24 protein-coding genes are annotated in these 26,248 nt (G+C 63.9%); 13 read left to right on the forward strand and 11 right to left on the reverse strand.

Features of this window, described 5'->3' with window-relative positions:
* Positions 1–142 precede the first annotated feature (142 nt).
* Positions 143–2,947, reverse strand: a complete 2,805-nt coding sequence (locus tag E5222_RS02175) for a valine--tRNA ligase (protein ID WP_136692060.1) — start codon at positions 2,945–2,947, stop codon at positions 143–145.
* A gap of 90 nt (positions 2,948–3,037) precedes the next feature.
* On the opposite strand from E5222_RS02175, the gene E5222_RS02180 reads away from it, so the two are divergent.
* The 4 genes from E5222_RS02180 to E5222_RS02195 are packed head-to-tail and all read left to right on the forward strand — an operon-like array spanning position 3,038 to position 6,570.
* Positions 3,038–4,147: an MlaE family ABC transporter permease gene (locus E5222_RS02180; protein ID WP_136692062.1), complete on the forward strand. Its 1,110-nt coding sequence runs from the start codon at positions 3,038–3,040 to the stop codon at positions 4,145–4,147.
* A complete protein-coding gene (locus E5222_RS02185; protein ID WP_136692064.1) occupies positions 4,144–4,989 on the forward strand; it encodes an ABC transporter ATP-binding protein in 846 nt (281 codons plus the stop codon). Before E5222_RS02180 ends, E5222_RS02185 begins: the two co-directional genes overlap by 4 nt.
* 13 nt (positions 4,990–5,002) lie before the next feature.
* The gene (locus E5222_RS02190; protein ID WP_136692066.1) at positions 5,003–5,950 is read left to right on the forward strand and encodes an MlaD family protein; all 948 of its coding nucleotides are present in this window, start codon (positions 5,003–5,005) and stop codon (positions 5,948–5,950) included.
* On the forward strand, positions 5,947–6,570 hold the full coding sequence (locus E5222_RS02195) for an ABC-type transport auxiliary lipoprotein family protein (RefSeq protein WP_246021514.1): 624 nt from the start codon (positions 5,947–5,949) through the stop codon (positions 6,568–6,570). Before E5222_RS02190 ends, E5222_RS02195 begins: the two co-directional genes overlap by 4 nt.
* Positions 6,571–6,688: 118 nt before the next feature.
* On the opposite strand, the gene E5222_RS02200 is transcribed toward E5222_RS02195, so the two are convergent.
* From E5222_RS02200 to crcB, 5 genes are read right to left on the reverse strand one after another with little or no spacing between them, the layout of a single operon-like run.
* On the reverse strand, positions 6,689–7,384 hold the full coding sequence (locus E5222_RS02200) for an ATP12 family chaperone protein (RefSeq protein ID WP_136692068.1): 696 nt from the start codon (positions 7,382–7,384) through the stop codon (positions 6,689–6,691).
* Entirely contained in the window at positions 7,381–7,632 is a 252-nt protein-coding gene (locus E5222_RS02205) for a hypothetical protein (RefSeq protein ID WP_136692070.1), read from the reverse strand. Before E5222_RS02205 ends, E5222_RS02200 begins: the two co-directional genes overlap by 4 nt.
* Positions 7,622–8,281, reverse strand: coding sequence for an HAD-IA family hydrolase (locus E5222_RS02210; RefSeq protein ID WP_136692072.1), 660 nt, complete (start codon positions 8,279–8,281; stop codon positions 7,622–7,624). The genes E5222_RS02205 and E5222_RS02210 overlap by 11 nt, the downstream gene beginning before the upstream one ends.
* Positions 8,278–9,462: an RluA family pseudouridine synthase gene (locus E5222_RS02215; protein WP_136692074.1), complete on the reverse strand. Its 1,185-nt coding sequence runs from the start codon at positions 9,460–9,462 to the stop codon at positions 8,278–8,280. The genes E5222_RS02210 and E5222_RS02215 overlap by 4 nt, the downstream gene beginning before the upstream one ends.
* Entirely contained in the window at positions 9,459–9,866 is a 408-nt protein-coding gene (gene crcB / locus E5222_RS02220) for a fluoride efflux transporter CrcB (RefSeq protein WP_136692076.1), read from the reverse strand. Before crcB ends, E5222_RS02215 begins: the two co-directional genes overlap by 4 nt.
* Before the next feature lie 238 nt (positions 9,867–10,104).
* Here crcB and rpsU point away from each other — a divergent pair, with 238 nt between their 5' ends.
* The 7 genes from rpsU (at position 10,105) to gatB (ending at position 16,633) form a co-directional block, all read left to right on the forward strand.
* Positions 10,105–10,311 carry a 30S ribosomal protein S21 gene (rpsU, locus tag E5222_RS02225; RefSeq protein WP_136692078.1) on the forward strand — a complete coding sequence of 69 codons (207 nt, stop codon included), beginning with the start codon at positions 10,105–10,107 and terminating at the stop codon, positions 10,309–10,311.
* Between the two features lie 114 nt (positions 10,312–10,425).
* Entirely contained in the window at positions 10,426–10,989 is a 564-nt protein-coding gene (locus E5222_RS02230; protein WP_136692080.1) for an FKBP-type peptidyl-prolyl cis-trans isomerase, read from the forward strand.
* A gap of 19 nt (positions 10,990–11,008) precedes the next feature.
* On the forward strand, positions 11,009–12,733 hold the full coding sequence (locus tag E5222_RS02235; RefSeq protein WP_136692082.1) for a DUF4153 domain-containing protein: 1,725 nt from the start codon (positions 11,009–11,011) through the stop codon (positions 12,731–12,733).
* Positions 12,734–12,770: 37 nt separating this feature from the next.
* Positions 12,771–13,073: an Asp-tRNA(Asn)/Glu-tRNA(Gln) amidotransferase subunit GatC gene (gene gatC / locus E5222_RS02240; RefSeq protein ID WP_136692083.1), complete on the forward strand. Its 303-nt coding sequence runs from the start codon at positions 12,771–12,773 to the stop codon at positions 13,071–13,073.
* Positions 13,074–13,191: 118 nt separating this feature from the next.
* On the forward strand, positions 13,192–14,676 hold the full coding sequence (gatA, locus tag E5222_RS02245; protein ID WP_136692085.1) for an Asp-tRNA(Asn)/Glu-tRNA(Gln) amidotransferase subunit GatA: 1,485 nt from the start codon (positions 13,192–13,194) through the stop codon (positions 14,674–14,676).
* A gap of 14 nt (positions 14,677–14,690) precedes the next feature.
* The gene (locus E5222_RS02250; RefSeq protein ID WP_136692087.1) at positions 14,691–15,137 is read left to right on the forward strand and encodes a hypothetical protein; all 447 of its coding nucleotides are present in this window, start codon (positions 14,691–14,693) and stop codon (positions 15,135–15,137) included.
* Entirely contained in the window at positions 15,134–16,633 is a 1,500-nt protein-coding gene (gene gatB, locus E5222_RS02255; RefSeq protein WP_136692089.1) for an Asp-tRNA(Asn)/Glu-tRNA(Gln) amidotransferase subunit GatB, read from the forward strand. The genes E5222_RS02250 and gatB overlap by 4 nt, the downstream gene beginning before the upstream one ends.
* 38 nt (positions 16,634–16,671) lie before the next feature.
* On the opposite strand, the gene E5222_RS02260 is transcribed toward gatB, so the two are convergent.
* Together E5222_RS02260 and E5222_RS02265 are read right to left on the reverse strand one after the other, a co-directional pair.
* Positions 16,672–17,706 carry a hypothetical protein gene (locus E5222_RS02260; protein WP_136692091.1) on the reverse strand — a complete coding sequence of 345 codons (1,035 nt, stop codon included), beginning with the start codon at positions 17,704–17,706 and terminating at the stop codon, positions 16,672–16,674.
* Positions 17,707–17,768: 62 nt separating this feature from the next.
* Complete coding sequence (locus tag E5222_RS02265) at positions 17,769–18,434, reverse strand: hypothetical protein (RefSeq protein WP_136692093.1); 666 nt, start codon at positions 18,432–18,434, stop codon at positions 17,769–17,771.
* 205 nt (positions 18,435–18,639) lie between these two features.
* On the opposite strand from E5222_RS02265, the gene E5222_RS02270 reads away from it, so the two are divergent.
* Positions 18,640–19,110 (forward strand): tRNA (cytidine(34)-2'-O)-methyltransferase, encoded by a 471-nt coding sequence (locus E5222_RS02270; protein ID WP_136692095.1) that lies wholly within the window; start codon positions 18,640–18,642, stop codon positions 19,108–19,110.
* Here the strand turns inward: E5222_RS02270 and E5222_RS02275 are convergent.
* Together E5222_RS02275 and E5222_RS02280 are read right to left on the reverse strand one after the other, a co-directional pair.
* Complete coding sequence (locus E5222_RS02275; RefSeq protein ID WP_136692096.1) at positions 19,100–19,648, reverse strand: pseudouridine synthase; 549 nt, start codon at positions 19,646–19,648, stop codon at positions 19,100–19,102. The genes E5222_RS02270 and E5222_RS02275 overlap by 11 nt on opposite strands.
* A 4-nt stretch (positions 19,649–19,652) precedes the next feature.
* Positions 19,653–22,520 carry a M16 family metallopeptidase gene (locus E5222_RS02280; RefSeq protein ID WP_136692097.1) on the reverse strand — a complete coding sequence of 956 codons (2,868 nt, stop codon included), beginning with the start codon at positions 22,518–22,520 and terminating at the stop codon, positions 19,653–19,655.
* A gap of 296 nt (positions 22,521–22,816) precedes the next feature.
* Between E5222_RS02280 and clpB the strand changes: the two genes are divergently transcribed.
* Entirely contained in the window at positions 22,817–25,396 is a 2,580-nt protein-coding gene (gene clpB / locus E5222_RS02285; protein WP_136692098.1) for an ATP-dependent chaperone ClpB, read from the forward strand.
* 48 nt (positions 25,397–25,444) lie between these two features.
* Here the strand turns inward: clpB and E5222_RS02290 are convergent, their stop codons facing one another.
* Positions 25,445–26,245, reverse strand: a complete 801-nt coding sequence (locus E5222_RS02290) for a hypothetical protein (RefSeq protein WP_136692099.1) — start codon at positions 26,243–26,245, stop codon at positions 25,445–25,447.
* Between the last annotated feature and the right edge of the window lie 3 nt (positions 26,246–26,248).

Raw genomic sequence — 26,248 nt, forward strand, 5'->3', positions numbered from 1 at the left:
ACCGCCCAAGTCACTGAAATTCAGTGCAATCATGACGGCAAGCGAAGTTGACAGTCTGGCGGATGCAAATGCGATTTCCTGTTGGACCGGATCATGCTTGCAGCATGGCACAAACCGGACCTGTAGGAAATCGCAGCGCGTATCACCCCAGCCGCGCCAGTGCCGCCTTCAACCGCTCGATTTCTGCCGTGTGGTGCGCATGGTCCTCGCGGGCCTTCTCGACCGCTTCGGGCTTGGCGCGTTCGACGAAGTTCGGATTGCCGAGGCGTCCTTCGAGCGACTTTGCTTCCTTCTCGGACGCGGCGAGAGCCTTTTCGAGGCGGGCCTTTTCGGCGGCGATATCGATCACGCCTTCGAGTGGGATGATGAACACATCCTCGCCCGCGACGACCTGCATGGCCGCGCCCGCGGGAGCCTCGGCGAATTCGACCGGGGTCAGGCGTGCGAGGCGTTCGATAGCCGCCGCGCTGCGCTCGACCACGCGTTTCGCAAGGTCGGACGGAGCAGGGCAATAGGCGGGCAGCTTTTCACCCGGTGAAATGCCCAGCTCGTTGCGTGCACCGCGCGTGGCCGTGGTAAGGGCGATGACCCAGTCGATGGCGTCGGTCGCCTGCTTGCTGACGCTGCCTTTCGGCTCCGGCCACTTGGCGAGGATCAGCTCATACTGGCGTTCACCTTGGGCGTTCCACAGCTCCTCGGTGACGAAGGGCATGAAGGGGTGCAGCATGACGAGGATCTGGTCGAGCGCCCAGCCGGCCACTTCGCGCGTTTCGGCAGCGGCTTCGCTGTCCTCCTCGCCCTGAAGCACGGGCTTGATCAGCTCGAGGTACCAGTCGCAGAACCTGTCCCAGGTGAAGTGGTAGATCGTGTTGGCGGCGGCATCGAAGCGCAGGTCGGCCATCGCCTTGTCCAGCGTCTCGACCGTCTGCTGGACTTCGCCGATGATCCACTGGTTCACGGCCAGCTTGGCAGCGGGCGCGGCGATGGTGCTGGACCCGCCGATACCGTTGGAGGCACAGAAACGCGTGGCATTCCAGAGCTTTGTCGCGAAGTTGCGGTAGCCCTCGACGCGCTTCTCATCCATCTTGATATCGCGGCCCTGGCTTTCCATTGCCGCCATGAAGAAGCGCAGCGCGTCCGCGCCATACTGGTCGATCAGGATCAGCGGATCGACCACATTGCCCTTTGACTTGGACATCTTCGAGCCATCCGCCGCGCGCACGAGGCCGTGCAGATAGAGGCGCGGCCACGGCACCTGCCCCGTCATCTTCATGCCCTGCATCATCATGCGCGCATCCCAGAAGAACAGGATATCGAAGCCGGAGACGAGCAGGTCGTTCGGGTAGTGTTTCTTCAGCAACTCGGTCTCTTCCGGCCAGCCGAGCGTGGCGAAGGGCCACAGGGCGGAGGAGAACCAAGTGTCGAGGACGTCGGGGTCGCGCTCCAGCTTGATCTCGTCATCCCCGCGCAGGCGGGGATCCAGTGCGGCGGGGTCCGAGCTTTGCGGCTCTGGATTCCCGCCTGCGCGGGAATGACGGGCAAGGGCGTAGGCCTCTTCCTCCGTCTCGGCGACGAAGACTTGGCCGTCCGCGTCATACCAAGCCGGGATCCGATGCCCCCACCACAGCTGGCGGCTCACGCACCATGGCTGGATATTCTCCATCCAGTTGAAGAACGTCTTTTCCCAGGTCTTGGGGACGATCTCGATATCGCCATTCTTCACCGCCTCGATCGGTGCCTTGGCGAGTTCCTCGGCATTCACATACCACTGGTCGGTCAGCCACGGCTCGATCACCACGCCGCCGCGGTCGCCAAAGGGCGTCGCGATGGTGCGCGGTTCGGCGTCGTGCTCGACTTCCTCGCCCTTCTTCGTCTTGGCGATATGGGGGATGAGGAGGCCCTGTTCCTTTAGGCGCTGGACCACCAGCTCGCGCGCGCCATCCGTGCCATCACGCTTGAAGCGGTGCAGGCCGAGATATTCCTCCGGCACCAGCCCGTCCGAGGTCTGGCAAACATTCGCATCGGCATCGAGCATGTTGAGCATGTCGGACGCCGCAATCCCGGCGCGCTTGCCCACTTCGAAGTCGTTGAAGTCATGTCCCGGCGTGATCTTCACCGCGCCCGAACCGAGTTCGGGATCGGCATGCTCATCCGGAACAATCTTCACTCGGCGGCCGGTGATCGGCAGGACCACTTCCTTGCCGACCACGCTCTTGTAGCGATCATCCGTAGGGTGAACGGCCACGGCCATATCGGCCAGCATCGTCTCGGGACGCGTGGTGGCGACCTCGATATAGTCCTGTCCGTTGTCGAGCTTCACGCCATCGGCCAGCGGATATTTGAAATGCCAGAAGCCGCCCGCAACGTTCTGCGTCTCCACCTCGAGGTCGGAGATCGCGGTGCGCAGCTTCGGGTCCCAGTTCACCAGCCGCTTGTCGCGGTAGATCAGGCCCTCGTTAAAGAGATCGACGAAGACCTTGAGCACGGCGCGGGTGAAATGCTCGTCCATGGTGAACTGTTCGCGGGACCAGTCCATCGAACAGCCGAGGCGGCGCAGCTGGCGGGTGATCGTGCCGCCGCTTTCTTCCTTCCACTCCCAAACCTTGTCGACGAATTCCTCGCGCGAGTAGTTGGTGCGCTTGTCCTGCCGCTCCTCCATCTGGCGTTCGACCACCATCTGCGTGGCGATGCCGGCATGGTCGGTGCCGACCACCCACAGCGCATCCTTGCCCCGCATCCGCTCGTAACGGATCACGATGTCTTGCAGCGTGTTGTCGAGCGCGTGGCCGATATGGAGCGAGCCGGTGACGTTGGGCGGCGGGTTGACGATCGTGAAGGGTTCGGCATCCGGGCGTTCCGGACGGAACAGATTGCCCTTTTCCCAATGATCATACCACTTCGCCTCGATGGAGGCGGGATCGAAAGTCTTGTCTAGCTCGCGCGTCATAACGCAGCGGCCTTTGCCAGCGCTCTATCCCAAGGGCAATGGGTGCTTTGCCTTGCGGCGGATTTGATTTGCCCGCATAGCCTTCAACTTATGCACGAATGGGCGGATTTCAGTGTCGAGGAGGCAGGGGGTCGGACCACGGTTGTGGTCACCGGGCCGCTTCTCGTATCGACCATCGCCTATCTCGATGACGATTTGCGCGACCTCGAAGGCCCGGTGCAGTTCGTCGATATTTCCGCCGCTTCTCCCATCGATACGGTCGGTGCCTGGGTGATCTATCGCTTCGCTGCCGAGCACAATGCCGAGGTGCTGGGCGCCAGCGAGCAGGCCGAAGTGCTGCTGGAGGCGGTGGAGGAAAGCGCCAGCACGGCCGATGTCGCCCCGCGTCGCGGCTGGTTCTGGCAGCGCGTGCCCGCAGAAGTGGGCGCGATGGTGTTCGAGCTGGGGCGCAGCATGAGGCGCAATCTCGGCTTCATGGGTGCGATCATCGCCGCGCTGCTGATGCTGTTCCGCCATCCCGGCCGCTTTCGCGTCCGCGCGCTGGTGCGGCAGATGGAGCTGGTGGGCGTTACCTCGCTCCCGATCATCGGGTTGATGAGCTTCCTCGTCGGCATCGTGATCGCCCAGCAGGGCGCGATCCAGCTGCGCGAGTTCGGGGCGGAGATCTACACGATCAACCTGACCGGCCGCATCTCCTTGCGCGAGCTGGGGATTTTGATGACCGCGATCATGGTCGCTGGCCGCTCCGGCTCTGCCTTCGCGGCGCAGATCGGCACGATGCAGCTGACCGAGGAGATCGACGCCATGCGCACGATCGGCGTCGCCCCGGTGGAAGCGCTGGTGATCCCGCGCGTGCTGGCGGCGATGCTGATGATGCCGCTTCTCGGCTTCTATGCCGCTGTGACGGCGATCATTGGCGGCGCGGTGATTTCGCAGGTGCAGTTGGGCATTCCCTTCCTCACCTTCCTCAGCCGCATCCAGGAAGTGGTGCCGGTGACCGACCTGTGGGTGGGGTTGGTCAAGGCGCCGGTCTTCGGCCTGATCATCGCGCTGTCGGGCTGCTACCAGGGCATGCAGGTGAGGGGTAATGCGGAGGAAGTGGGCCTGCGCACCACACGCGCGGTGGTGCAGGCGATCTTCATGGTCATCGTGCTCGATGCGTTCTTCGCGGTGTTCTTCACGGAGATTGGCTGGGGATGAGCAACGGCGATCTCCATTACGAGGGCGAGTTCCCGATCGTCATCGAAGGCCTGACCAATGCCTTTGGCGATTTCGTGGTGCATGACCAGCTGGACCTGAAGGTGCGGCGGGGCGAAATCCTCGGCGTGGTCGGCGGATCGGGCACCGGCAAGAGCGTGCTGATGCGCGCGATCATCGGCCTGCAGATTCCGCGCGAAGGCAGTATCGAGGTTTTCGGCCAACGCATCACCGATGCCGAGCCTGACGAGGTGATCGGCGTGCGTAACCGCTGGGGCGTGTTGTTCCAGGGCGGCGCGCTGTTCTCCACCCTCACCGTGGCCGAAAACGTGCAGGTGCCTCTGAAGCAGTTCTATCCCGAGCTGCAGCATGAGCTGCTCGACGAGATTTCGCGCTACAAGGTGGTGATGACCGGCCTGCCCGCCGATGCGGCGAGCAAGTACCCGTCTGAGCTTTCGGGCGGCATGAGGAAGCGCGCCGGCCTCGCCCGCGCCCTCGCGCTCGATCCCGAACTGCTGTTCCTTGACGAGCCCACGGCCGGCCTCGACCCGATCGGCGCCGCCAAGTTCGACGAATTGCTGCGCGAGCTGACCGATACGCTGGGCCTGACCGTATTCCTGATCACCCACGACCTCGATACGCTTTATGCGATTTGTGACCGGGTGGCGGTGCTGGCGGACAAGAAGGTCATCGCGGTCGGCTCGATCCCCGAATTGCTCGAAAGCGACCATCCGTGGATCCAGGAATATTTCAACGGCCCGCGCGCCCGCGCCGCGCTGACCGCGAAGAGCAATGCGGACAGGCGGGCCAAGAGCATGGACAAGCCCGCGGGCGACAAGGCATAGGGCGGACAGGGTTATGGAAACACGCGCAAACCACGTCTGGGTCGGGATCGTCACCCTGCTGCTCCTGGCAGGACTGGCGGTGTTCTTCGTCTGGCTCGCCCGCCTGGGCAATGCCGACCGCAAGGAATATGACATCTTCTTCCAGCAATCGGTCGGCGGGCTGGCCAATGGCTCCAGCGTCGCCTTTGCCGGTGTGCCTGTGGGCCAGGTCTCCGAAATCGAGCTGTGGCCGCGCGATCCCGAATATGTCCGCGTGCGCATCCGGGTAGAGGATGATGTGCCGATCCTGATCGGCACCACCGCCTCGATCAGCTTCAGTTTCACCGGCGTTTCCACCCTCAATCTCGACGGTGCCCGCCGCGGCGCTCCGGAAATCACTTGCGAGACCACGGATTGCCCCGAAGGCGTGCCGATCATCCCGACCGCGGGCGGCGCGATCGACGAGATCCTGTCCAGCGCCCCGCTGCTGCTGGAACGCCTTGCCACGCTGACCGACCGGCTGACCCGTGTGCTGGATGACGACAACCAGGAATCGATTGCCGGCATCCTGCGCAACACGGACAGGATCAGTGCGGAACTCGCCAGCGCCTCTCCCGAAATTCGCGCCACCATGCAGCAATTGCAGGGCACGCTGGAACAGTCGACCGCCACGCTGGCCGCTTTCGAGGACACGCTGCAAAGCGCCGATGCGCTGCTTGAAAACGATGGCGCGGCCATCTCGCAGGACCTGCGCAACACGCTGCAATCGGCACGTGCGGCGGCGGATTCGCTGGAAACCACGCTCAAGAATGTGGAGCCGATGACCCGCCAGCTGAACGAGCAGACGCTGCCCGCGGCACAAGCGACGATGCAGGACCTGCGCCGCACCAGCGAGACATTGCGCAACCTTACCGAAACGATCGAAAGCGAAGGTGCCGGCTCACTGCTGGGTAGCCGCCCGCTGCCGGAGTACGAACCATGAGCGCGAAAGGACAGCTGGCGATGACCACCGCGAATATGCGCAACCTGCTGGGCGCGGCGGGCGCGCTGGCCCTACTGTCCGGTTGCGTGAGCATCGGCGGCGGGGGCGAAGCGCCCGACCAGCTGCTGACCCTGACGCCCACCGCCATCGCGCCGGCCGGCGCCTCGGCCACGGGCGATATGTCCAGCGCGCTTGCTGTCTCCGAACCGGCGGTGCCGCATTCGCTCGACGTGGTGCGCATCCCGGTGCGCGTGAACGACAGCTCGATCGCCTACCTCCAGGACGCCTTCTGGGTCGAAAAGCCCGCGCGCCTGTTCCAGCGCGTGCTGGCGGAAACCATCCGCGCGAATAGCGAGAGGCTGGTCGTCGGCGGCGGTGACCTCGAATATGCCGCACGCACGCAGCTGGGCGGCGAACTGGTGGCGATGGGCTACGATGCCTCCACCGGCAGCGTGGTCGTACGCTATGATGCGGTACTCCGCCTGCCCGATGGCGAGGTGCGCACGCAGCGTTTCGAAAGCGAGCAGAGCGGCGTTGCACCCGATGCGCTTTCGGTCGGCCCGGCATTGAACCGCGCGGCGAACGACGTCGCGGCGCAAGTTGCGGAGTGGGTGGGGTAAACACCCGGACCTGACATTTCCGTCATTGCGAGGAGCGTAGCGACGCGGCAATCCAGAGCCGTTCCGCGCGGTACCCTGGACTGCCGCGCGGCTTCGCCGCTCGCAATGGCGATTGACCTCAGCCCCGCGCCGCCTTCACAAATTCATGCGCAAGGGTAAAGGCTTCGAGCCGCAGCTTGCGGCGATCCTCCGCCTCGAAATCCCAGCCCCATAGCTCGGCCTGCCAGTCCTCTTCGGCATTGGCGGTGGCGAACAGTTGTTCCGGATCGGCGCCGTCTTCCAGCGCCTCCAACCCCACCACCAGCGATGCGGCGATCGAGGTCATCGTCTGCAGCCCGGCGAGGGTGAAATCATCCATCGCGTCCAGAACTTCGCGCAGGCGTTGCTGCGTTGCCTCGGGCTGCTGGTCGAACATGATGCCGCTCACGCGCGAGAAGGTGATGCCGTGGCGCGCTTCGCAGGTTTTGAGAAGCGGCTCCCACAGCTCCTCCTGCCGCTGGAACAGCGGATCCTCCGGATCGCCGCGATAGCAGAGCGTATCGGTCTGCGAGTAGTTGAGCAGGTTGCCGACCGCATCCGCGCGGTCCTTGCGCACCACGTCGATCGCATAGTCGGCCATGTCGCGATAGACGAAGCTCCTGGGGTCGATCTTCTCGCCTTGCGCACGCCATTCCTCTGCCAGCAACCCGGCCAGCGCCTCGCTCGGCACTATTTGCGAAGCGCGACCGGGCGTCTTGATCCCGCGCCCGTCCAGCGTGACATGCCAGCCGCCATCGACGGGCGAGACGGAAACATCCTTGTAGAAGCGCTTCATTGGTTCGGCGGCATCCGGTCGTTGGTGCTCCAGATACGGGCGAGCAATTGCGGGACGATGAAGGCTTCCACGACGCCAAGCGCGCCCAGCAGCCACGCGGTCCAGCCGGGCAGGGGCAGCACGCCCTGCGCCACGGCCACGGCGGCGAGGATCATGGCAATGCCGCCCAGCCGGATCAGGCTGATGAGCATGAAGCGTGCCTTGGCCGGGTCTTTCTCGCCAGGCGGGCGTGTCGGGTCATGCGCCATCGATCAGTTCCTCCAGTTCCGCTGCCGTCTGCGCCACTGCGCGCGCGCCTGCCGCCAGCAGCTCATCCGCCTCGTGATAGCCCCAGCCGACGCCGATCGCATCCACATTGGCCGCCTTGGCCGCTTCCATGTCGAACACGGTATCGCCCACCATCACCGTCTGCGCGGGCGGCGCGAAAGTGTCCTCCATCGCGGTGAGCAGCATGGAGGGGTGGGGCTTGGACGGATGGCGGTCCGCCGTCTGCAGGGTGGTGAAGATGTCGAGGAGGCCATTCGCCATCAGCGTGGCTTTCAGGCCCCGGTCGCTCTTGCCCGTGGCGACGCCCAGCGCCCAGCCGCGCGCATGAAGGTTGCGCACGAGTTCTTCCATCCCGGGATAGAGCGGTTCGCGCAAACTCCCGTCCTGCCGCATGGCGAAGAAGGCCTGCTTGTAGGCGGCGACTGCCTCCATGTGCTGCGCCTCCCTCGCATCGGGGGCGAGCTGGCGGATCGCATTGGGCAGGCTGAGGCCGACAATGCGGCGCACCGCGCCCGGATTGGGGGCGGGCAGGTCGACCGCGGCAAAGGCCGTTTCCATGGATCGGCAGACGGCGGCCTGCCCATCGGACAGCGTGCCGTCGCAATCGAAGATCGCGAGACGGATGCTCACTTGCGGCCCTTGGGCTTGCCCGGACCCTTCTTCCCCTTGGGACCACGCTTGTCATCGGCCCTGGGCGGTTTGCCGCTGCGCGCGCCGCCCTGTGCGCGGCCCTTGCGCTCACCGCGCCGCGCCTTGCGGTATTGCTTGGCGTGCTGGCGCGCGTCCTGCTTCTTTTCGGCGCGGGTCTTTTCCGGCGGGCCCTTGTCGGGTTCGGCCGCGCTCAGGCTTTCATCGAAGCCGAGGCTTTCCATGCTGGCGGCGAAGTGTTCTGGCAGTTCGGCGGTCTCGTCGAGCTTGCCGCCACCGGGTTCGTCGATGATCAGGCGGCGGGCATGGAGGTGCATCTTGCGGCTGATCGTGCCAGTGAGGAAAGCATCCGGCCCGCCATATTTCCCGTCGCCGACGATCGGATGGCCGATCGCCGCCATATGCACGCGCAGCTGGTGCGTACGGCCCGTCAGCGGCTGCAGCTCGACCCATGCGGCACGGTCGCCCGCGCGATCGACTACGCGGTAAAGCGTCTTCGACGGCTGTCCGCCCTCGATATCGACATGCATCTTCTCGCCGCCCGAGCCCGGCTGCTTGGCGAGCGGGGCATCGATAGAGCCTTCCTTGATATCGGGCACGCCGACCACCAGCGCCCAGTAGATCTTCTTGGCGCTGCGCCCGGAAAAGCGCTTGGAATAGGAAGCGGCGCTGCCCGGCGTGCGCGCGACGAGCAGGACGCCGGACGTATCCTTGTCGAGCCGGTGGACGAGGCGCGGGCGCGGTTCGTCCTCGTCGGCATAGGCATCGAGCAATCCGTCGACATGCCTGGTGGTCTTGGTACCGCCTTGCGTGGCGAGGCCCGGCGGCTTGTTGAGTACCAGCGCGGTCTTGGTGCGTCGGATAAGCATGGCCTCGGCCTGCGCTTCTTCCTCCGCCGTCAGCTCGCGGCGCTTGCGCGGCTTCTTGCCGCTATCCTCTCCGCCGGGAGGGACGCGCAGGACCTGCCCTGCCTCCAGCCGGTCCTCCACCTTCGCGCGCTTGCCGTCCACGCGCACCTGCCCGGTGCGCGCCCAGCGCGACACGGTGCCGAAGCCGACTTGCGGAATGTGGCGCTTGAACCAGCGGTCCAGCCTTATGCCGTCATCATCGGGCGCGACAGTGAACTGGCGGACTTCATCGGAGCCCTTCGACGCCTTGCTCACGCGCCGATCCGGCTGACGGTAAGGCCGAAGATCAGGCCGGTGACCCCAAGGCCGAGTGACAGCAGTGCATAGATTCCTGCAAGGCCGATCTGCCCGCGCTGGATCAGCATGGCCATCTCCAGGCTGAAGGCGGAAAAGGTGGTGAAACCTCCCAACAGGCCGACGCCGATCAGCAGGCGCCACATATCGGTCTCCCCGCCGATGCGCAGCAGCAAGCCGGCCAGGATACCCATGGCAAGGCTGCCGATCGTGTTCACGGCCAGCGTTGCCCAGGGGAAGATGGCCATGGGCTGCGGGCCCAGCCATGCGGTCATCGCGCGGCCCATCTGGTAGCGGGCGAGCGCGCCGGTGCCACCGCCAACGGCGACATAAAGCGATGCGAGTGCGGGGGATGTGATGGACATGGCCCGTCCATTAGACGAGGGCGCGCGGTAGCGAAAGCCATTTGGGCAGGTCAATTTGGCCGCTTTGCCATGTTGCGCCAGCACTTGCCTTTCGCCCGCATTTCGCCTAGGGCGCGCCTCGTATTGCCGGTCCGCAAGGGATTCGGCGCGTTTTTCATTGGTTTGACATATGGTGCACCCCGCGCCGATCGCTCGCGGGCTCTGACCATTTCGAGATTAGAAAAGGTGGCTTAGGTTTATGCAGATCATCGTCCGCGATAACAACGTCGAACAGGCTCTCCGCGCGCTCAAGAAGAAGCTTCAGCGTGAGGGGGTGTATCGCGAGATGAAGCTGCGCCGCCACTATGAAAAGCCCAGCGAAAAGCGCGCCCGCGAAAAGGCCGCTGCCGTGCGCCGCGCCCGCAAGCTGGAGCGCAAGCGCATGGAACGCGACGGCGTTCGTTAATCAATAGAAGGGGTGCAGAACTTGCACCTTTTGCCTGGCTAAGCCAAACGGGGCGTGGAGGGGAAACTCTCGACGCCCCTTTTCTTTGCTCTTCATTGCAGGATCACCCATTTCATGGCCGAAGTTACCCGCGTTCCCTTGCAGCCCATCGCCAAGGGCTCCCTGATGAAATTCTGGCTCGGCGTGCTTGTCGGCGCGCTGCTGGCAGGGGCGGTGGCCTGGTTCGTCACGCGGCCGGACACGGTCTCCGTTACCACGCTGACCGCCGGTGAAGGCCCGACCCCGCAGGAAGGCGATGCGGTCTTCGTCGATTATGTCGGGACGCTGGAAGACGGCACCGAATTCGACCGCTCGCCGCCCATGGGTGAGATTCCCGAGCAGATTCGCGACCTGATCCCGCAGGGCTCCTATATGGAGCTGGACGGCGTGGTCCCCGGCTTCCGCGAGGGGCTGTTGCAGATGCAGAAGGGCGGCACCTACCGGGTCGAGATTCCGTCCGAGATGGCCTATGGCCCCAACCCGCCTCCCGGATCGCCGATCCCGGCCAATGCGGACCTGACCTTCGAAGTCACCCTGCATGAATTCATGACGCAGGAGCAGCTGCAGGCGCGCGCCGACCAGATCAATGCGGTCATGGCCGAAGTGATGGCGGCAGAGGGTCTCCAAGCCCCCGAATAAGCCAGTACCGGGAGGGGAAATGGCAGACGCGACCGAGGCGACAAAACCGATAGAGGACTGGCCGCTGCGTCCCGCCATACTGGCGGGACTGCTGGCGGCGGCCGGCCTCGTGATCTACTTCCTGGTCGAGTATCATGAGCCCGAGCCACTGGCGGGCGGCGCGGCTGCCTTCATCTTCTTCGGATCGATTGCCGCCGCCTTCACCATCGGCCCGCAACGGCTGAAGGAGCCTGCGCTCTTCGCGCTCGGTATCGGCCTCGTCATGGGCGGCCTCTCATGGCACTGGCTGCGTGTGCAGGAGACATCGGCGGGCGGGCATTTCGCCTTTGCCGCCGGGGTCTTCGCGACGGGATTGGCTCTGCCGCTGTTCCAGGCGGGCTTCCATCACACGAAACTGGCGACCAGTTACCAACTGACCCATTTCCACGTCTGGACCGATGTGGTGAGCGCCGCAGGCGCCATGGCCTTCACCGGGCTCAGCTGGCTGCTGCTCGTCCTGCTCAACGGCTTGTTCGATCTCGTCGGCATCGACGTGATCGAGGACCTGATGGACGAGGAGTGGTTCGCCTGGATGTTCAGCGGGGCGGCTTTCGGGGCCGGCCTCGGGGTGCTGAGGAACAACCTCAAGATCATTGGCAGCCTGCAGAATGTCGTGCTGCTGGTGCTCAGCCTGCTGGCGGTGCCGCTGGCGCTGGGCCTCATCGTCTTCCTCGTCGCATTGCTCTCTTCTGGTGGACAGGCCTTGTGGGACGCGACCGATGCGGCAACGCCGATCCTGCTTTCCTGTGCGGTGGGCAGTTTCGTCCTCACCTGCGCCGTGATGCGTGAGGACGATGCGGCCATGTCGGGCAACAGGGTGCAGCGGATCGCCGCTATGGTGCTTGCCGCCGGCATCTTCCCGCTGGCGGTGTTCGCGGCGATTTCCATGGGCATCCGCGTGGACCAGCGCGGCCTGTCGCCGGAGCGGATCTGGGCGCTGATCTGCATTGCGATCGCAACGGCCTATGGCCTTGCGTGGTGGGTGGGCCTGATCCGCGGGCGCATGCAAGGCTGGGCGGCCGAATTGCGCCGCGCCAACCTGCATCTCGCTGTGGCCACCTGCGGACTGGCCCTGCTGCTGGCGCTGCCCTGGCACGATTTCGGCGCGGTGTCCGCGCGCAACCAGGTCGCGCGGCTGGAGGCGGGGAAGATTTTGCCGGATGATTTCGACTTCGCCGCTCTGCGCTGGGATTTCGGCGATAGCGGGCGCGCGGTGCTGGACCGGCTGGCAAGTGGCGAGGGCGAGGTTGCGCAGCTTGCCGCCGAAGCGCGCGACGAGGACTTGCGCCCATCACCGTGGGAACGTCGGGGAAGGAACCTCGACATTGTCCTGCGCGTGGATTCGGAAGATCCAGCCGTGGAGCCGGCGATCCGCGAATATCTTCGCGCGACGCCCTGGTTCTGCAACGACTATTGCGTGGTGCTTGAATTGGAGGACGAACCCGAGGGCGCGCGCGATGTGCTGGTCGTGCAGTCTTACGCGTCGCAGCGCCTTTCGCTGGTGCCCGATGGCGATGGCCTGAAGGTTGAGGTGGAGCCAGCCGTGGAGGTGGCGGAAGCCGCACCAAATATGGACGCCGATTCCGAAGTCGAAATTCGCGAGGTGACGAAGTGCTACGTCTTCATCGATGGCAAACCGCAGGGCCAGCCGATCGACGAGGGAGAGCCCGATATCCCCCACATCACCGCAACAACTTCCGAATAGCTTGAAGCGCTGCGCCAGCGCGGCTAGTGCTCCCGCCATGTCCGTTACCCGAGAAGAAGTGGCGAAGATCGCCAGTCTGGCGCGCATCAATGTGGACGAGAAGGACCTCGACCACATGGTGCCCGAATTCAACAATATCCTCGCCTGGGTCGAGCAGCTGGGAGAGGTCGATACCTCCTCGGTCGAACCGATGACGGCGGTGATCGAGCAGAAGCTGCGCCTGCGCGACGATGTCGTGGATGCCGACCCGCTGACCGGCGGCGGCAAGCGCGATGCGATCCTGGCCAATGCGCCCGTGGCCGAACACGGCTTTTTCGGCGTCCCGAAGGTGATTGAGTAAATGGGGAATCTTGTTTCCCCGTTCGCCCTGAGCTTGTCGAAGGGCCGTCTTTCGTTTTTTGCGCCGTCGCTGAAAGAAGTGCGGTGCTTCGACAAGCTCAGCACGAGCGGAGTTTTGTGTGACTGACCTTACATCTCTTGGCGTTCGCGAAATCCGCGATGGCGTGGCCAATGGAGCCTTCTCGGCTGTCGAAGTGGCGGAGGCGTTCAATGCCGCAGTCGCCGCTGCAGCACAGCTCAACGCCTTCATCGTCACCACGCCCGACCATGCGCTGGAAGCGGCAAAGAAGGTCGATGCGGATCGTGCGGCGGGCAAGGAACTGGGCAAGATGGCCGGCGTGCCGATCGGCATGAAGGACCTCTTCGCGACGAAGCACGTGCAGACGACAGCGGCGAGCCACATCCTCGAAGGCTTCAAGCCTGAGTATGAGTCCACCGTTTCCCAGAAGCTGTGGGATGCGGGCGCGGGCATGCTGGGCAAGCTGAACCTTGACCAGTTCGCGATGGGTTCCTCCAACGAGACTTCCTATTTCGGCGATGTCGCCAATCCGTGGCGGCGCAATGATGGCGGCAATGCCAAGCTGGCACCGGGCGGTTCCTCGGGCGGTTCCTCCGCCGCGGTTGCCGCACGCATCGCGCCTGCCGCCACCGGCACGGACACGGGCGGATCGATCCGCCAGCCCGCCGCCTTTACCGGCATTTCGGGCATCAAGCCGACCTATGGCCGTTGTTCGCGCTGGGGCATCGTTGCCTTCGCAAGCTCGCTCGACCAGGCCGGGCCGATGGCGCGCAGCGTGGAAGATTGCGCGATCATGCTGGAGGCGATGGCGGGCTTCGACCCGAAGGATTCCACCAGCCTTGAGCTGGATGTTCCCGCATGGGCGGAAAGCCTCAATGCGGACCTCAAGGGCAAGCGCGTCGGCATTCCCAGGGAATACCGCATGGACGGCACGGACGAGGAAATCCTCAAGAGCTGGGACGATGGCATCGCCTGGCTGAAGGACGCAGGCGCCGAGGTGGTCGATATCAGCCTGCCGCACACGAAATATGCGCTGCCCGCCTATTACATCGTCGCCCCGGCAGAAGCTTCGTCCAACCTCGCACGCTATGACGGCGTGCGCTACGGCCTGCGCGACCTGCCCGAGAAGGCGGGCCTGCAGGACATGTATGCTGCCACTCGCGCCGCCGGTTTCGGTGACGAGGTGAAGCGCCGCATCCTGATCGGCACCTATGTGCTGAGCGCCGGTTTCTATGACGCCTATTACACGCAGGCGATGAAGGTCCGCACGCTGATCCAGCGCGACTTCGAGGCGGCTTGGGAGAAGTGCGACTTCGTACTCGCCCCGACCACGCCGACCGCTGCCTTCCCGCTGGGCGACAAGCTGGACGATCCGCTGGCGATGTATCTGAACGACGTGTTCTCGGTCCCAGCCAGCCTCGCCGGCCTGCCCGCGATGAGTGTGCCTGCGGGCCTCAACAAGGACGGCTTGCCGCTGGGCCTGCAGATCGTCGGCCCTGCCTTCGACGAACAGGCCGTGCTCAACGCGGGCCTCGCCATCGAACAGCGCGCCGGGTTCACGGCCAAGCCGGAGAAGTGGTGGTGAGGGAGGCCGTTACGTTGGCCGTCCTGCCTTTGCTCATCGGCTGCTCTGGTGGTGGTTATGACGATTGTGTTCTTGACGCAGTCGGCTCCTCAAGCAGCGAAGATGCGATTGATTTCGTAGAGGCTGCCTGCCGGAGGAAGCATGAAGTCGAGCGAAACGGATCACTCGACATACAATATGTCCAACGCGAGGCGTGGCCCGATTCATTTGAAGTTGGTGGCGGTGACGCCGAGCCTCAGATGGAAATGGCAGTTCAGATATCCAACACTAGCGACTACGTCGTGACGCAATTCGAGTTGATTGATGCCAATGAGCAGTCTTGGACATACAATAGCTGGCTCGAGCCAGGCCGTTGGCAAGTGGTCGACATGCCTGCCGGCTTCGTTGGTTCAGACGTAACTGAAGATCGTCAGTTTAGGCTTGCCAGTGCTCGATATGTGAGGGTTGTCGAGGTAAAATGAGTAACTACCGCATTCAGGGTGCAACGGGCGAATGGGAGGTCGTGATCGGCCTCGAAGTCCATGCCCAGGTCACCAGCAAGGCAAAGCTGTTCTCCAGCGCCTCCACCGAATTCGGGGCGGAGCCGAATGCGCAGGTCAGCCTGATCGACGCGGCTATGCCCGGCATGCTCCCGGTCCCGAACCGCGAATGCATCCGCCAGGCGGTGCGCACCGGCATGGCGATCGAGGCTCAGATCAACAAGTGGTCGCGCTTCGACCGCAAGAACTACTTCTATGCCGACTTGCCGCAGGGCTACCAGATCAGCCAGCTCTACCATCCGCTGGTGGGTGAGGGCGCGCTGACCATCGACGCGGATGAGAAGGTCGGCATCCCCGAAGACAAGGTGATCCGCATCGAACGCATCCATGTGGAACAGGATGCGGGCAAGCTGATGCATGACCAGCATCCGACCATGTCCTATGTCGACTTGAACCGCACCGGCGTGGCGCTGATGGAAATCGTCAGCCGCCCCGACATGACCTCTCCGGCAGAGGCGGGCGCGTATGTCCGCAAGCTGCGTTCGATCCTGCGCTATGTGGGCTCATGCGATGGCAATATGGAGGAAGGTTCCATGCGTGCGGACGTCAACGTGTCCGTCCGCAAGGTCGGCGATACCGAACTGGGCACGCGGACGGAGACGAAGAATGTGAACTCCGTGCGCTTCGTTATGCAGGCGATCGAGCATGAGGCGCAGCGCCAGGTCGACGTGATCGAGGATGGCGGCACAATCGTGCAGGAAACACGCCTGTTCGACCCGAATACCGGCACCACGCGGTCCATGCGCAGCAAGGAAGATGCGCATGACTATCGCTACTTCCCCGATCCGGACCTGCTGCCGCTGGAGCTGGACGACGCTTTCCTCGAGGATTGCCGCGCGTCCCTGCCCGAGCTGCCCGACGCCAAGCGCGCGCGCTATACCGGCGAGCTGGGCCTCAGCGACTACAACGCCCGCGAACTGACCGCCGAGGTAGAGACCTTCGCCCGCTTCGAAACGCTGCTGGCGGCGACCGCCAAGGGTATCGGCAAGCCGGAGAAGGACGTGGCGACGCAGGTCGCCAACTGGTCCCTCTCGGTCGCGCCCGGGGTGATCAAGGCGCTGGGTGACGAGGCAGACATTGCGCACGCCACAGCGGAGCGGCAGGCAAGCATCCTCGACATGCAGGCCAAGGGCGAGATTTCCGGCGGCCAGGCCAAGGAGATCTTCGAAATCGTCCTGAAAGAGGGCCGCGACCCGGCGGAAATCGCCGATACCGAAGGCCTGAAGCAGGTCAGCGACACCGGCGCGATCGAGGAAGCGATCGACACCATCATCGCCAACAATGCCGACAAGGTCGAAGAATATCGCGGCGGCAAGGACAAGCTGTTCGGCTTCTTCGTCGGCCAGACGATGAAAGCGATGCAGGGCAAGGCCAACCCGGCGGTGGTCAACCAGCTGCTGAAGGAAAAGCTGGGGTAGGACGCGCCGCCTTTTCGACGTGATACCGGCGCGCTCCCTTATGGCGCGTCGCGCGTTGCGTCTTCCTCGGCGGCCTCTTCGGCGGTTGTTTCTGCAGTGTCAGGAACTTCTTCGAGAGGCTCTTCTTCACCGCGTGCGGCATCACCGCTGGCTGCCAAAGGCTGTGGCTTTGCCACCGGCTCCGGTTCTGCCGCCGGCTCGGGCAACTGCGCGACCTGGATTGCGATAAAGCCGGTCTTTCTCTGCCAGATCACCGGGCCACGCTCGTCACGAAATAGAAGCGGTCCGTAGAAGCCGCCGCCAAAAGCGCTCTCGCGGTCCTTATCGGTGGCTTCCTCGAAAGCGGCGTCATCGAGCGCGAGCACTTGGGGAATGACCGCTTCGAGCCGCGAGAAGGCATCTCCCAGCGCTGCCTTGGCAAGCGCACCACCATTATCAGCCCATTGCGCGACGTTTTCGTCGCAAACATAGCTTGGTCGATCAAGCCGAACGAGGCTGACGATCTGCTGGTTGTAAAGCGCGCTCAGTCCTTCACGGTCGACCAGTTTCAGGTCCGCCACCACGCGCAATTGCGTACAGTCGGGCGAGAGCTGGTACTGATAGGTTGCCAGCGCAAGCTCTTCTGCCGGATTGGCCGCTGCGAAGTCAGCGATGGTTGAGGTCTCTGTCATCGGGAACAGGCTGGCGGGGGCTGCCTTGAACCAGTCGGGCGACGCGAGGGCGACATCGGTGGTTTGCAGCGCCAACCCCGCAACATCGAAACCTTCGAGCGCGGCAAACAGAGGCGCGGCAGTTTCTTCAGCCTCGGTCTGCGCGTTTTCGGTAAGCCGCTCCTGGCGATCATCCATCGAATTGACGACCAGCGCGGTCAAGAAACCATCAGCAAAGAGCGGGGCGATGCGGCCCAGTTCGATCAGCGTTTCGATCCGGTCCTGCGGCAGGATTACCGCGACCGGGCGGCTGGTCTCAATGGTGCGTTCATCGGCCTCAATCGCGTCTGTGTCAGAGGCGCCAAATGCGGGAGAGAGCGGAGCAACGGCCAGCGCCGCTGCGGTAAGCAGTGTTTTCTTCATGGTGCTCCAAACAGCCCTGTGAAGTGGCCAGGTGGCCGTGCTCCGCCTGATCGATGCGTCGCCTAGTCTACGAAGCGCGCAGCGTATTCCATAAAGTTGGCGAGGAAGGCTTGCCGCAAATCGGCGTCGGCAGCTTCTCGCTCTTCAACGGTTTCCGGCGGGAAATGAGTGAGACCATTGCCGCCACGTCCCTTCACCAGTCGCGCTTCTTCTTCACCATTGCGGAAGTCCTTGAAGATGAAACGGTTGTTCAGCGAACGACCGTAGATCACCTTCTTCTGGTAAAGGTTCTGAGTGACGATCAGTTCGACATAACAGGGAGCCGTGGATTCGGTGAGGCGCGTCTTCACTCGCGTGGTGATGTTGCGGTCGGCAATCGGCGTTTCGTAAATTACCTGCGTGCCTTCAGCGAGGGCAAGTGCTTCAGGCAAGTCAATTGTCTGGAAGGATTCAACCTGGAAGCGCGGGCCCAAGGCATCGCGCAGATATTCCGCCTCGGAAATATTCCGGTCCTCGTTGTTGGCGGCTTCTACAGCAGCTCCGATGACACCGCCGGCAGCCGAGAGGAAACCGATGTTTTGCGCTTGGCCTTCAATCGTCGGGAAGACATGCAGTTCGCAAGCTTCAGCGGCCGGTGCCGGTGCTGCGTCATCCTGTGCCAGCACAGCTCCCGAATATGATACGGACAGGGCAATGCCCATCGCGAAAAAACGACCCTTCGATGCCATGAAAGTCCCCCTAATGCGGCGAGGGGAACTCACACGGAAACCGCCCGGCACTCCCCCCTGCGCCAAGTTTTGCTCTGGTAATTGTTATGCCGCGCAAATTTAACAAATCAACAATATTGCTCGGCGTCTTGCACAGTGATGCCCGTTTCCTGCCGAGCGAATCTGCCGCTGTTCGCTAGGGTCGGAAGGCGCTAGCACATGACCAATGTCTGCTTGCGCGTCCATCGTCCTCGTCCACCCTGAAATCCCGCACAATACCGGGGCGGTGGGGCGCACTTGCGTGGCGCTGGACATGGAGCTGGTGCTGATCCGGCCTTATGGCTTTACCCTGTCGGACAAGCAGCTGAAGCGCGCGGGGCTCGATTACTGGGAGCATGTGCGGCTGGCGGAATATGCCAGCTGGGAGGATTTCCTTGCCGAGCGTGCTCCGCGTAGCGACCGGCTATTCCTGTTCGAGGAGTTCGGCGAGGCGAGTTTCTACGCGCCGGATTATCCGGACGATGCCTATCTCGTTTTCGGGTCGGAGACGAAGGGACTCCCGCAAGCCATTGTCGAGGCGCATCGTGAGCGGGTGTTCCACTTGCCGATGGTGTCGGACAAGGTGCGCTCGCTCAACCTGTCGAACACGGTGACGGCGGTGGCGTATCAGGCCTTGCGGGGCCGTTTCACGCGTTGAAATCCCGCCATTCTCCCGGTGCAATCCCGTCCAGCGACCAGTCGCCAATACTCCAGCGCACCAGCCGAAGCGTGGGGAAACCCACGGCGGCAGTCATGCGGCGGACCTGGCGGTTGCGGCCTTCGCGGATCGTGAGCTTGAGCCAGCTGTCGGGCACACTCTTGCGATAGCGCACGGGCGGGTCGCGCTCCCACAAGTCCGGCGGGTCGATGGCTTCGACTTCGGCGGGGCGCGTGGGACCGTCCTTCAGCACCACGCCCTTGCGCAGTGCATCGAGCGCGGCAGCATCGGGAATGCCTTCCACCTGCACCAGATAGGTCTTGGGCAGCTTGAACTTCGGATCGGCGATGCGTGCCTGCAGCTGCCCGTCGTCGGTCAGCAGCAACAGGCCCTCGCTGTCGCGGTCGAGCCTGCCTGCCGGATAGACGCGCGGCACGTCGATATAGGCGGAGAGGGTGGGGCGGCTGGTGGGCGATTTCGCATCGGTGAATTGCGACAGCACGCCCATGGGCTTGTTGAAGCCGATCAGCCGGGTCATCGCCTCACAGCTCTTCTGCTTCCCAATATTCGATGGCGAGGCCGAGGCCTTCCAGTTGCTCGTCGATCACCGCCCTGTCCCCCACGACAACGATGGCGAGGTCATCCGGCTGGAGATAGCGTGCCGCCGCATCGTTGATCGCGTCGGCGGTGATGGAGCTGTAAATCTCCGGCAGCCGCTCTTGGTAATCGTCGGGCCGCTCGAACAGCTGGTTGCCCAACAAAGCGCCCAGCAGCTGGCCATTGGTCTCGAACCTGTTGGGAAGCCCGCGAATATTGCCGAGCGTTACGCGCTGCAATTCCTCGTCGGTCACCGGACGATCGAAGGGGAAGGCGGCCATCTGGTCGAGGATCACGGTGATCGAATCCGCCGTCCGGTCCGCCTGAACCGCGGTCGATACGACAAGCGCCTGCTGTCCCACGCGGCCGGGCAGCGAGGAGCCGACGCCATAGGTCCAGCCGCGCGTCTCGCGCAAATCGTTGTTGAGCCGCGAGAGGAAACCGTTGCCGATCACTTCGTTCGCCAGCTCCAGCGGTTCCTTGCCCTGGTCCATGCCGGTCAGGGGCAGCAGGCGGCCGAGCACCAGCACCGATTGCGGCGAATTGGGCCGGTCGACCACCACCAGCCGCGTAGCGGGCGCGGGAACCGGAGCGTCGATCGCCTTGTGGCTCGGCGGCGTGGCGGGCGCCTGCCAGCTGCCATAGGCTTCCTCCAGCAGCGGCAGCAGGCTCGCCATGTCGATATCGCCCACAACGGTGAAGCTGGCGAGATCGGGACGGAACCATTCGTCATGCTCTGCGCGCATGTCCGCTGCGGTGAGCGCGTCGATCACCTCCGCATCGCCGTTGGTCGATGCCATGGCATAGGGGTTCTCGGGTCCGAACAGCAGGCGGCCCATGGCGCGGCCAGCCAGCGTTCCGGGCGAGGTCAGCCCGTCGGCGATTTCCGCCAGCCGCTGCGCCTGCATGCGGTCGAACGCGTCACCCTCGAAAGCGGGATTGAGCGCGATGTCGGCCATGAGGTCCAGCGCTTGCGGCAGGTTGCTGGTGAGTGATGACAGGAAGACCCTGCTAAAATCCACGCTGCTGATGGCGGAAATATCCGCGCCCAGCTCCTCCTGCTCGATCACGATCTCGAGCTGGCCGCGGCTTGTCGTGCCTTCGGAGAGCATGTCCATCATCAACTGGTGCCGCCCTGCTTCGTCCGGGCTGTCGGCGGTGGAACCGGCATCGAGGGTGAGCGCGATCATCACTGCGGGCACCGTGTCGCGCTGGACCAGCGTGACGGGGATGCCGTTGGAGAGCATGGCGCGCTCGGCCGTGGGGAAGTCGAGCGGCGGTATCGCGCCGACTTCGGGAATGGCGCGTTCCGGCCCTGTGCGGTCGGCCGTCACGCCGCCGCCTGCATCGGGCGCGGGGGGAGGGTTGGTCGCCTCGTCACCCCAGCCGCCCATCGCCGCGCCGTCCAGCGTACGTTCGCCGGGTACGATGGCGAGCGTATAGGCGGGACGCGTCAGCCAGCGCTGCATCGCCGCCTGCACATCGGCGGGCGTCAGGCTGGCGATACGCTCCAGCCGCTTGCGGTAATATTCAGGATCGCCAGCGAAGAGCAGCCCCTCGGCCAGCTCCATGCCCTTGCCGCCGAAACCGCCCACGCGTTCGAGCGAGCGGATCTGGCCGGAAATGACCTGGGTTGCCGCGCGGCGCACTTCGTCCTCGCTCGGGCCTTCACTCACCAGCCGGTCGATCTCGGCAAGGAACAGCACTTCGGCCGCCGCGCGGTCGCCATCGGGGATGAGGTCGAATTCGGCGGAGAGGAAGCCCATCTGCTCGAAAGTCTGTGCCTGGGCGGAGACCCGCGTCGCCACTTCCTCGCCATAAACCATCGCATTGTCGAGGCGCGAGGAATAGAGGCCGCCGAGGATCGACATGCCCACTTCCAGCGGTTCGGCATCGGGGTGGTTGAGGCCCGGTCCTGTCCAGTTGCGGGTCACGCGCACCTGGCTGACCTGGTCGGCCATTTCCTCGCTCACTGGCGCGGCCAGCGTCACCGGCTCTGTTGAGACGCTCGGCACGTCCGGCCCGCGCGGGATATCGCCGAACCAGCGCTGCACCTTCTCGCGCGCGGTGACCGCATCTATATCGCCAGCCAGCGCAAGCACGACATTGTTCGGCCCGTAATGGTCGCGGAACCAGCTCCTCACATCCTCCAGCGAGGCGGCGGACAGGTCCGCCATCGAGCCGATGGTGGAATGGCGATAGGGATGACCGACGGGCAGCAGCACTTCGGGCACGCGGTAATCGGCGAGGCCATAGGGCTGGTTGTCGCCCTGACGCTTTTCGTTCTGCACCACGCCGCGCTGGCGATCGAGATCCTCCTGCGTCACCGCGCCGAGGAGGTAGCCCATCCGGTCCGCCTCCATCATCAGCGCGCGGTCGATCGCGCCGGTGGGCACGGTCTCCACGTAATTGGTGCGATCGAACCAGGTCGATCCATTGGTGGGCGTGGAGCCTGCGCCCTCTAGCGGCACATCGAAATTGTCGACGTTCTCGCTGCCGTTGAACATGATGTGTTCGAACAGGTGCGCAAAGCCGGTGCGCCCGCGCGGCTCATGCTTCGATCCAACGCGGTAATAGGTCGTGACGCCCACCAGCGGCGCCTTGCGATCGGTATGCACGATCACCGTCAGCCCGTTATCGAGCGTGAAAGTCTCGTAGGGAATATCGACCTGCGCGACGAGCGCCTGCAGGTCGTTCGCTTGCGTACTCGCCTGCGTTTCGACCGCAACGGGCGCGGCATAGTCGGCGGTGGTGGCGCAACCCGCCAGCAGCGCGGCGGGGAGCAAGGCGGAAAGAAGGCAGGTCGGTTTCATATGCGCTCACTAGCACAGGAGGCGGCGCTGCGAAGCACCGCAGGTGAAGGATCGGGAAATGTGGCAGACAGTCCCACGCTCACCTTCGCAAATTGACCCGTGTCATGGTGGCGCCATCGACGAAGCGCCATGATTGGTCTGTCAGTGACTTGGGCAGGCGGGCGGTTGGAGATTGGGACTTGCAACCGCCAAAAGCCTGCCGATGTAATGGGATAATACAGTGGGCTGGATGAGAAGGGGTTGTGTTGCTTAAATGCAACACTATCTCGGAGCGGAAAGGACTTGAGGGACCACGCATGAATCTCGAAAAATTTACCGACCGCGCCAAGGGCTTCCTGCAAAGCGCGCAGACCGTCGCCATTCGCAACAATCACCAGCGCATTTCGCCCGATCACCTGCTCAAGGCTCTGCTTGAGGATGACGAGGGCATGGCCGCCGGGCTGATCCAGCGCGCCGGGGGTAATGCCGCCGCTGCCGTGCAGGCGGTGGACCTCGCGCTCGACAAGATCCCCGCTGTCACCGGTTCGGGCGCGCAAGCGACGCCGGGCCTCGACAATGACGCGGTGCGCGTGCTCGATCAGGCGGAGCAGGTCGCCGAAAAGGCAGGCGACAGCTACGTCACCGTCGAACGCCTGCTGCTGGCGCTCGTGCTCGCCAAGACGACCAATGCGGGCAAGGCGCTGGAAGCCGCAGGCGTAACCGCGCAGGGGCTCAACAGCGCCATCGAAGAGCTGCGTGGCGGGCGCAAGGCGGACACCGCCAGCGCCGAAAACGCCTATGATGCGATGAAGAAATATGCCCGCGACCTGACCGAGGCCGCGCGCGACGGCAAGCTTGATCCCGTGATCGGCCGCGACGAGGAAATCCGCCGCACGGTGCAGATCCTCGCCCGCCGGACCAAGAACAATCCCGTCCTGATTGGCGAACCCGGCACCGGCAAGACCGCGATTGCCGAAGGCCTCGCGCTGCGCATCGCCAATGGCGACGTGCCCGACAGCCTGAAGGACCGGACGCTGATGAGCCTCGACATGGGCTCGCTGATCGCCGGCGCGAAATATCGCGGCGAGTTCGAGGAGCGGCTCAAGTCCGTGCTCGACGAGGTGAAGGGCGCCGACGGCCAGATCATCCTGTTCATCGACGAGATGCACACGCTGATCGGCGCGGGCGCGTCCGAAGGCAGCATGGATGCCTCCAACCTGTTGAAGCCCGCGCTGGCTCGCGGCGAGTTGCATTGCATCGGTGCGACCACGCTGGATGAATACCAGAAATATGTCGAGAAGGACGCCGCCCTGCAGCGCCGCTTCCAGCCCGTCTTCGTCGACGAGCCCAGCGTGGAGGACACCATCTCCATCCTGCGCGGCATCAAGGAGAAGTACGAGCTGCACCACGGCGTGCGCATCACCGACAGCGCCATCGTGGCGGCGGCGCAGCTGTCCGAACGCTATATCTCCGACCGTTTCCTGCCCGACAAGGCGATCGACCTGATGGACGAGGCTGCCAGCCGCATCCGCATGGAAGTGGAAAGCAAGCCCGAGGAGATCGAGGCGCTCGACCGCCGGATCATCCAGCTCAAGATCGAAGAGAGCGCGCTCGCCAAGGAAAACGACCAGGCATCGAAGGATCGCCTCGACGCATTGCGCGAGGAGCTGGCCAACCTCGAACAGCAGAGCTCCGAACTCACCACGCGCTGGCAGAATGAGCGTGACAAGATCCATGCCGAGGCGCGGATCAAGGAAGATCTCGATGCCGCCCGCATCGAGCTGGAACAGGCGCAGCGCGGTGGCGACCTCGCCAAGGCGGGTGAGCTGCAGTATGGCAAGATCCCTCAGCTCGAAAAGCAGCTCGCCGAAGCCGAAGGTCACACCGAAAATGCGCTCCTCAAGGAAGAAGTGACCGAGGACGATATCGCCTCCGTCGTTTCCCGCTGGACCGGCATTCCCATCGACAAGATGATGGAAGGCGAGCGCGAAAAGCTGCTCAAGATGGAAGAGGTGCTTGGCAAGCGCGTGATCGGGCAGGAGGATGCGGTGAAGGCCGTGTCCAAGGCCGTGCGCCGTGCGCGTGCGGGCCTGCAGGACCCGAACCGTCCGTTGGGCAGCTTCCTGTTCCTCGGTCCCACGGGTGTCGGCAAGACCGAGCTGACCAAGGCGCTGGCTTCCTTCCTGTTCGATGACGACAACGCCATGGTCCGCATCGACATGAGCGAATTCATGGAGAAGCACTCCGTCGCCCGCCTGATCGGCGCGCCTCCGGGCTATGTCGGCTATGACGAGGGCGGCGTGCTGACCGAAGCCGTCCGTCGCCGTCCCTACCAGGTGGTGCTGTTCGACGAGGTGGAGAAGGCGCACAGCGACGTCTTCAACGTGCTGCTGCAGGTGCTCGACGATGGTCGCCTGACAGACGGGCAGGGCAGGGTGGTCGACTTCTCGAACACGCTGATCATCCTGACCTCGAACCTCGGCAGCCAGTTCCTCTCCAACCTTGGCGACGACCAGAAGGTGGCCGATGTCGAGGACCAGGTGATGGATGTAGTGCGCGGCCATTTCCGCCCCGAATTCCTCAACCGACTGGACGAGATTATCCTGTTCCACCGCCTGGCGGCAGAGCACATGGCGCCGATCGTGAAAATCCAGGTGGGCCGGGTGCAGAAGCTGCTGAAGGATCGCAAGATCACGCTCGACCTGACCGAAGGCGCGCTCGCCTGGCTCGGCCGCGTCGGATACGATCCGGTCTATGGCGCAAGGCCGCTCAAGCGGGCGGTGCAACGCTATCTGCAGGACCCGCTGGCCGAGATGATCCTGGCGGGCGAAGTGCCCGATGGCTCGACGCTCAAGATCGACGAAGGCGATGGCGCCTTGTCGATGACGGTGAGCTAAGGCTGCAAACCAAAAAGGGCCGGGGTTTCGATCCCGGCCCTTTTTGTATCATTTGTAGCCGAGGATCTTGCGCAGCCCCGGCGCGGCGTAGTCTATCATTTCCTTGTGCTCGTCACTGAGCTTGTCGGGTATCTCGATCTTGATGTCGCGCAGGTTCTCGCGCGCCGTGCCACTCTGTTCGCGGTCGGAGCCGATCTTCACCCGCTCGCGCCAGTCGTCCGGAAGCGGCCCGATGCCGGCAAGCTCGATGAGCTTGCTGAAGAAGGCTTCGCCGGCCGGAGTGTCGACGTTCTTCACCGCGTGGACGAGGTCTTCATAACGTATCCACGTGGCGTTGGGGCCGCGCCAGGCGATGGCGGTCATGTTGTACATCTCGCGCATGGGCAGGGCCTGCTGATGGATGCCGAAGATCATCAGGTTGATCAGGTGGTCGGCGGACATGCCCGATTGCTTGATCACCGAGGAATTGTCGCCAAACTGGTCAGACACATAGAAACGTGCGCGTGCCAGAACCCAGCTATAGGGGTCGCGGACAAGGATGATCTTGCGTGCATGCGCCGTATGCGCTGCCGACGCATCGGAGAACATCAGGTGCCCCCAGCTCAGCTGCGGCTTGCGCGGATCGAAAGCGCGCAGATGCTCGCGCAGATTGCCCCACTGGATGAAATGCTTGCCGTATACGTCCTCCAGGGGGACGAACATGCGCATGACATTCTTTACCAGGTGTGATCCCGATTTGGGGATGGAGTTGAGGAACACGGACTGTCGCAGGCGGCGCTGGCTGAACTTGCCAACTTCCTTGTCGAGCGTATCGGCCTTCAGCCTGATCGGGGTGCGTTTCTGAGACATGTG

The organism is Alteraurantiacibacter aquimixticola (assembly GCF_004965515.1).
Classification (GTDB): Bacteria; Pseudomonadota; Alphaproteobacteria; order Sphingomonadales; family Sphingomonadaceae; genus Alteraurantiacibacter; species Alteraurantiacibacter aquimixticola.

Coding starts and splice junctions, on each gene's coding strand:
- E5222_RS02175 (WP_136692060.1), bottom strand. CDS start 2,947: ATGACGCGCGAGCTAGACAAGACTTTCGATCCCGCCTCCATCGAGGCG.
- E5222_RS02180 (WP_136692062.1), top strand. CDS start 3,038: ATGCACGAATGGGCGGATTTCAGTGTCGAGGAGGCAGGGGGTCGGACC.
- E5222_RS02185 (WP_136692064.1), top strand. CDS start 4,144: ATGAGCAACGGCGATCTCCATTACGAGGGCGAGTTCCCGATCGTCATC.
- E5222_RS02190 (WP_136692066.1), top strand. CDS start 5,003: ATGGAAACACGCGCAAACCACGTCTGGGTCGGGATCGTCACCCTGCTG.
- E5222_RS02195 (WP_246021514.1), top strand. CDS start 5,947: ATGAGCGCGAAAGGACAGCTGGCGATGACCACCGCGAATATGCGCAAC.
- E5222_RS02200 (WP_136692068.1), bottom strand. CDS start 7,384: ATGAAGCGCTTCTACAAGGATGTTTCCGTCTCGCCCGTCGATGGCGGC.
- E5222_RS02205 (WP_136692070.1), bottom strand. CDS start 7,632: ATGGCGCATGACCCGACACGCCCGCCTGGCGAGAAAGACCCGGCCAAG.
- crcB (WP_136692076.1), bottom strand. CDS start 9,866: ATGTCCATCACATCCCCCGCACTCGCATCGCTTTATGTCGCCGTTGGC.
- rpsU (WP_136692078.1), top strand. CDS start 10,105: ATGCAGATCATCGTCCGCGATAACAACGTCGAACAGGCTCTCCGCGCG.
- E5222_RS02230 (WP_136692080.1), top strand. CDS start 10,426: ATGGCCGAAGTTACCCGCGTTCCCTTGCAGCCCATCGCCAAGGGCTCC.
- E5222_RS02235 (WP_136692082.1), top strand. CDS start 11,009: ATGGCAGACGCGACCGAGGCGACAAAACCGATAGAGGACTGGCCGCTG.
- gatC (WP_136692083.1), top strand. CDS start 12,771: ATGTCCGTTACCCGAGAAGAAGTGGCGAAGATCGCCAGTCTGGCGCGC.
- gatB (WP_136692089.1), top strand. CDS start 15,134: ATGAGTAACTACCGCATTCAGGGTGCAACGGGCGAATGGGAGGTCGTG.
- E5222_RS02260 (WP_136692091.1), bottom strand. CDS start 17,706: ATGAAGAAAACACTGCTTACCGCAGCGGCGCTGGCCGTTGCTCCGCTC.
- E5222_RS02265 (WP_136692093.1), bottom strand. CDS start 18,434: ATGGCATCGAAGGGTCGTTTTTTCGCGATGGGCATTGCCCTGTCCGTA.
- E5222_RS02270 (WP_136692095.1), top strand. CDS start 18,640: ATGTCTGCTTGCGCGTCCATCGTCCTCGTCCACCCTGAAATCCCGCAC.
- E5222_RS02275 (WP_136692096.1), bottom strand. CDS start 19,648: ATGACCCGGCTGATCGGCTTCAACAAGCCCATGGGCGTGCTGTCGCAA.
- E5222_RS02280 (WP_136692097.1), bottom strand. CDS start 22,520: ATGAAACCGACCTGCCTTCTTTCCGCCTTGCTCCCCGCCGCGCTGCTG.
- clpB (WP_136692098.1), top strand. CDS start 22,817: ATGAATCTCGAAAAATTTACCGACCGCGCCAAGGGCTTCCTGCAAAGC.
- E5222_RS02290 (WP_136692099.1), bottom strand. CDS start 26,245: ATGTCTCAGAAACGCACCCCGATCAGGCTGAAGGCCGATACGCTCGAC.